The sequence below is a fragment of the Caldisalinibacter kiritimatiensis genome (genome assembly GCF_000387765.1).
Lineage (GTDB): Bacteria > Bacillota > Clostridia > Tissierellales > Caldisalinibacteraceae > Caldisalinibacter > Caldisalinibacter kiritimatiensis.
The window spans coordinates 1-5,313 of sequence record NZ_ARZA01000143.1 but is presented as its reverse complement, the minus strand read 5'-3'; the positions used below and the strand labels follow the sequence as shown (position 1 = coordinate 5,313).

Here is a 5,313-nt window from a genome sequence, read left to right as displayed (position 1 = left end):
AAAATTAGGCTATTCGCTGTTCGCCTTTCGCTTTTCGATAATAATTCTATAAACATTTTTCTACTTTTCAAACCTGTATTTAACTTAATTACAACCTATAATGTAAATATACTTTCTTATATAATAAAAAGAAACGACCAAGAACTGGTCGCTTTATTCTTCCTCTTCTTCACCTACTAACTTAGGCTGTTGTACATCTTGAATATAGCTTTCACTTATAAGTGGGTCTGCTGTAATATAATCCTCATCTTCCTCTTCTATATTCTCTTCTTTGAATTGTGATAGAGATAATATTATTTCATTATCATCATTTAATACAGTTATCTCTTCTCCAAATTCAACATCTCCCACCTTTAGGTTGCTTCCTAATGCTAAATCAGCTATATTCACTGACACTGACTTAGGAATATCATATGGATAACATTCTATATCTAATCTTTGTATTTGTTGCTGTAAAATAGCGTCATTACTTAATGTTGCTTTACCTGTTATCATAATAGGTACAGAAGTATGTATTTTTTCTGCAGCATTAACCTGCTGTAAATCAATGTGTAATATATTTTGGTCTACAGAATCCCGTTGTACTTCTTTAATCATTGCAGGATATTTGGTACCGTTTATATTTACGTTTACTAATGCATTTGAGCCATAATTTCTTAAGATACCTTCGATTTCTCTTTTATCAATTTCTAATGGATAATTAGTCAAATGCCTTCCATATATTACCCCTGGGATTTTGTCCCTATTTCTTATTCTGTTACATGCATTGCTACCAAATTCATTCCTTAAACTGCAATTTAACTCTACGTTCACTAAATCATCCCTCCTTGTTTATTTCTTTAATTAAGTATCTCCATTAAGCTTTATTTTTAAACAAAGAGGGAAAACAAAATCGGCTAAAGTCGATTTGTTAGTTAGTAGCTCGTTGTTAGTAGTTATTAGCCTTTTATTTAGTTCTTAGTTCTCAGGACAATATTGGAAAAAATTAAGCTATTCGATGTTCGCCTTTCGCTTTTCGCTTTTCGATAATAATTCTATAAATATTCTCTCTGCCTTTAAAACTTATATTCACTTAATTACAACCTATAATGTAAATATACTTTCTTTAACAATAAAAAACCGTGGATTAGCTATCCACGGTTTTTTATTTATCCGATAAATCCCCTTACCCTTTTGAATTTTCATAATTTATTATGCTTATATTAAATATCTAATATACTCTTACTACTTTCATATATAGGTGTATCTTGTTGTTCAGTGTCGTCAGTCTGTTTTGTAGTAGAAGTTAAAGTCCCTATTATTTCATTAGGATTATTTAATACTTCTACACCACTATCTTCTGGTATATTTAAATCTGATACCGTTATATATTCTCCAAATTTTAATTCTGATATATCAACATCAATAGATTTAACTATATTTTTAGGTAAACATTGTATATCTAATTCTACTAACTGTTGTTGGAAAATAGAAGTAGAAGACTCAACCTTCTCTCTTCCTATCAAATTAATAGGTACTTGTAATTTTATCTTTTCATCCTTAGATAATTGCTGAAAATCTATATGCAAGAAATTGTCCTTAGTAATATGTCTTTGAACTTCTTTTATTATGGTTGTAACTACTTTTCCGTCTATTTCTAGGTCTATTGTAGTCTTATATCCATGTCTGTTTAATACTTTTTCTAATTCTACTTCTTCTACTTTTATTTCTTTAGTTTCCTTGTTGTGGCCATATACTACTGCAGGAACAAACCCCTTTTTCCTTATTTTTTTACATTTCCGTCTTCCAATTGTATCCCTAACTTCAGCCTTTAATTTTGGTGACCCCATAAAATTCCCCCTTTTGTTGTTTATAAAATACGGTATATATATATTAAAGCAGAAAATTCAGAAAAATTCAAATGTTGTATAAATTTATATAGTTTGTTTATATTGGTTTTTCTTTATTTTTATTAATAAATATGTAATCCTCGACTATTACCATATCTATATAAGAAAATCTATAACTGAGTATTTATAATTGGTATAATTGACATTGTAATAGATAGTGTAAACAATACTATTACTGTTATTATTGTGATTATAGGAATAAAATATATAAGAGTTGCTTTTCCTCCACTCATAGAATATGTTTCTTTTATTGCAAATATCTTTAATACTATCATCCATATACTAATTCCTATAGTGAATATAATGCTAATCTGTTGTAAATCTACAGCCACTAAAATAGCAAATATTATACTAGAAATTAAAGATGGTATACTTGCAAAGGCTAAAGTAGTAAATAATCCTTTCCCGTTCCCACTATAACCAAAAAATTCACACAGTAAATTTAAAATAGAAACTGATACAAAATGAAATATAGGTGTTAAAATCATAGTTGCAAATACTCCTAAAGCTATAATTACTGGCATCATTTTTAATATAGTATTTAATTTTAAAAAAGTTGCTCCTGTTCCAAATACTTTAATAAAATAATTCTTATTAAATATGAGTAAAGTGGATATTACTGACATACCAACCAATGCAATAATACCTTGCCACACCGACGGAGCATTTGAAATCTCTCTAAATGTACTTCTTGGTCTTACTATAACACCATAAATCCTTTTAAAAAAACTCAAGTTAATCCCCCTTTATATTGTATAATTTTTACAATCACTCTAATTATATCAATTTATATTTTAGTAAGCAATAGGAACAAAATCGACTTCACCGATTTATTAGTTAGTGGTTAGTAGCAAGTAGTTAGTAGCATTTTAATCAGCTCTTAGGTCCTTAACATTATTTTTTCCTTGTTTCAACCCAAGTATATAGCATGATTATAGCATACACAGTAAATATACTTTCCTATACAATAAAAATAGCCCCTATAAAGGACTATTATGCAAAACACTATTATATTATATACTGTACAATCAATATAAGTAGAATCCCAGGAACCCCTAAAACCCCAACAATCAAAGCTGTTATAGGGTTAACTCCAATGTGAATTCCAATAAATCCACCAATAAAATTCAAGAGTATTAAAACAACTCCTCCGATTATTCCATTAATTATAAGCTTAAAAATAAATTTCAAAGGAATAAGAATAAGCCATCCTATTATGAACAACAAAAGTATACCAACAAAGTATGCCACAATTACACTTACCTCAAGTCCCATCCCCACAAAATCACCTCTATTACAAGCCCTTTATATTAAATATATAAAATCATAGATAAAAATATTACATGCTTTTTTTGTTTATTTCCAAACCTTCTTTTCTTGCTTGTTTTAATAGATATATATATTTTTTTCGTGCTGCTTCTATATTAAAAACTGCATAGTCTATTAAATCTGGGTCTGTAACACTTTTAAAATATAATTCTGCATTTACCCATTCAGTATGAGCTTCCTTTAGTTTATTCAGTAAATCCGTATCCTTTTCTTGGTTAATAATTTTATTTCTTATATTTACAATAAACTCTTTAAAATTGTTAGTATCCTTTATTTTTTTATCCTTTTTATACAAAGTTGTTTCTTCCATTTTCTATTCCCCCTATAAGTGTTTTATCTGTATTATTGACAAGCTATACAATGTATATACATGTCTTTTAAATGCTTATAGGGGAATAAAAAAACTTTATGTACTATGTTAATCAACTTGTAGTTCAAGCAACTGTTCTAGCTTTCTTATTCTTTCCCTTTGATTTTTTATATCTTCAAAAGGAACTTGTTCATTTCTTCTATCTAATCGTAATATTTTTTTCATTAATTTAACGCTTGGTTCATAATGCGACATATTTATTCTCTTTAATAAATAAAGTCCATTAGAAAAATCTGAAACCCCATCTTCTACAGTTAAAGATACTTTAAAGCCTAATTCCTTTATAAGCTCTTCTGAAATATCATTATATATGCCATAAGGATAGGTAAACACTATAACTTCATTTCCTACTTTCTTTTCAATCAAATTTTTAAGTTTCACTATATCACCAGTAATCCTTTGTCTGTAATCTTGTATATTTTCATCAGTCATTTTATCTATACCTTTACCACATGTTATATCATCTCCACTATTATGTAAATCAAATGTATGGTGTTGAATATCTATAACTCCACTATCATACATTTCCTTTGCTTGTTCCCAAGTAAAATGTTCTTTAATAGGGGTTGCTCCATCTTTGTGATATTTTCTACCTACTGACCAACCAACAATTGATATAGTAGCCTTCATATCTAATTGTTTTAAAATAGGATATACGTATTTATAATTGCTTAAATAACCATCATCAAAAGTAATAATTATTGGATTTTCAGGTAAAGGTATACCATTTTGTTCAAAGTTTATGTAATCTAAAAAGTTTATAGTATTATAGTTCAATACCTTTAAATAAAGCATATCTTCCTTAAATTTTAATGGTGAAATTGTACTATAATTCCATTTTTCAGGATTCTCACTTATATGATGATACATTAAAATAGGTATTTGGGTATCAATTATACTACTGTTACTAATATTTTGGAGTTGTTGGATTGAGTGTTCATTTTTTTCAACTTCATTTATTTTGTTTTCTTCTATTATATTTTGACTCATAGCTTCTGTAGTCTGTTTTAACAAAGGCTTTTGTATTCCATTTAATGAATTTTTAGAAAATACTATTAAAGTAATAACAGCTATTAAAACTATTACACCTATAAAAACTCTTCAAATTCTTTTATTTATCATAAGTGCTTCACTCCATTCTGTAGAATAATAAATCTAAGAGCTTGTACACATATATATTATTATCTTTGATTTAGTAAAATCAAGATATAAAATTTAAAATAAGATATATTATTTTATTATTCACTTCGATAGTTCATTAAGGTTACTATACCTTATAAACTCAACAATATCTTGTGCACTCATAGGTTTTGCTAAGTAAAATCCTTGTATTTTATCACATGAATACTCTAATAGCTTATTCAATTGTCCTTTATATTCCACACCTTCTGCTGTAACTGTATATCCTAGTTTATGTGCAGTAACTATTATCAACGACACTAACTTTTCCATCTTTTCATCTTCAATTATATAATCAATGAAACCTTTATCAATCTTAACTTCCGATACAGGGAAAAAAGCCATATTTCTAATTGACGAATAACCTGTACCGAAATCATCTAATGATATTTCTATACCTAAATTCATCAACTCTTTTAAATTTTTAACATTTTCATTTTCTAATGTTAATATTTGAGTTTCAGTTATTTCAAACTTTAATTGACTAAAGTTACTGTCAAGTAATAGTTGGCAATTTTTCTTTTTCAAAATTAATCATCCAATAAT

The 5,313-nt window shown here is 27.5% G+C and carries 7 protein-coding genes; all 7 read right to left on the bottom strand.

What is annotated here, in order from left to right:
- Positions 1–153: 153 nt before the first annotated feature.
- The 7 genes from L21TH_RS06900 to L21TH_RS06870 all read right to left on the bottom strand — a co-directional run bounded on the left by L21TH_RS06900 (position 154) and on the right by L21TH_RS06870 (position 5,295).
- On the bottom strand, positions 154–813 hold the full coding sequence (locus L21TH_RS06900) for a 50S ribosomal protein L25 (RefSeq protein ID WP_006312565.1): 660 nt from the start codon (positions 811–813) through the stop codon (positions 154–156).
- 389 nt (positions 814–1,202) lie between these two features.
- Positions 1,203–1,829, bottom strand: a complete 627-nt coding sequence (locus L21TH_RS06895; protein WP_006312563.1) for a 50S ribosomal protein L25 — start codon at positions 1,827–1,829, stop codon at positions 1,203–1,205.
- 170 nt (positions 1,830–1,999) lie between these two features.
- On the bottom strand, positions 2,000–2,623 hold the full coding sequence (locus L21TH_RS06890) for a YIP1 family protein (protein ID WP_006312561.1): 624 nt from the start codon (positions 2,621–2,623) through the stop codon (positions 2,000–2,002).
- 274 nt (positions 2,624–2,897) lie between these two features.
- The gene (locus L21TH_RS06885) at positions 2,898–3,164 is read right to left on the bottom strand and encodes a pro-sigmaK processing inhibitor BofA family protein (RefSeq protein WP_006312560.1); all 267 of its coding nucleotides are present in this window, start codon (positions 3,162–3,164) and stop codon (positions 2,898–2,900) included.
- A gap of 64 nt (positions 3,165–3,228) precedes the next feature.
- Positions 3,229–3,528 (bottom strand): DUF2508 family protein, encoded by a 300-nt coding sequence (locus L21TH_RS06880; RefSeq protein ID WP_006312559.1) that lies wholly within the window; start codon positions 3,526–3,528, stop codon positions 3,229–3,231.
- Between the two features lie 108 nt (positions 3,529–3,636).
- Positions 3,637–4,578 carry a polysaccharide deacetylase family protein gene (locus L21TH_RS06875; protein WP_162138486.1) on the bottom strand — a complete coding sequence of 314 codons (942 nt, stop codon included), beginning with the start codon at positions 4,576–4,578 and terminating at the stop codon, positions 3,637–3,639.
- 252 nt (positions 4,579–4,830) lie between these two features.
- Positions 4,831–5,295: an EAL domain-containing protein gene (locus tag L21TH_RS06870; protein ID WP_006312557.1), complete on the bottom strand. Its 465-nt coding sequence runs from the start codon at positions 5,293–5,295 to the stop codon at positions 4,831–4,833.
- Positions 5,296–5,313: the final 18 nt, after the last annotated feature.

What these genes read in the sequence shown, in the direction of transcription:
- L21TH_RS06885 (WP_006312560.1), bottom strand. Translation starts at nt 3,164, where the DNA reads ATGGGACTTGAGGTAAGTGTAATTGTGGCATACTTTGTTGGTATACTT.
- L21TH_RS06880 (WP_006312559.1), bottom strand. Translation starts at nt 3,528, where the DNA reads ATGGAAGAAACAACTTTGTATAAAAAGGATAAAAAAATAAAGGATACT.
- L21TH_RS06895 (WP_006312563.1), bottom strand. Translation starts at nt 1,829, where the DNA reads ATGGGGTCACCAAAATTAAAGGCTGAAGTTAGGGATACAATTGGAAGA.
- L21TH_RS06875 (WP_162138486.1), bottom strand. Translation starts at nt 4,578, where the DNA reads ATGAGTCAAAATATAATAGAAGAAAACAAAATAAATGAAGTTGAAAAA.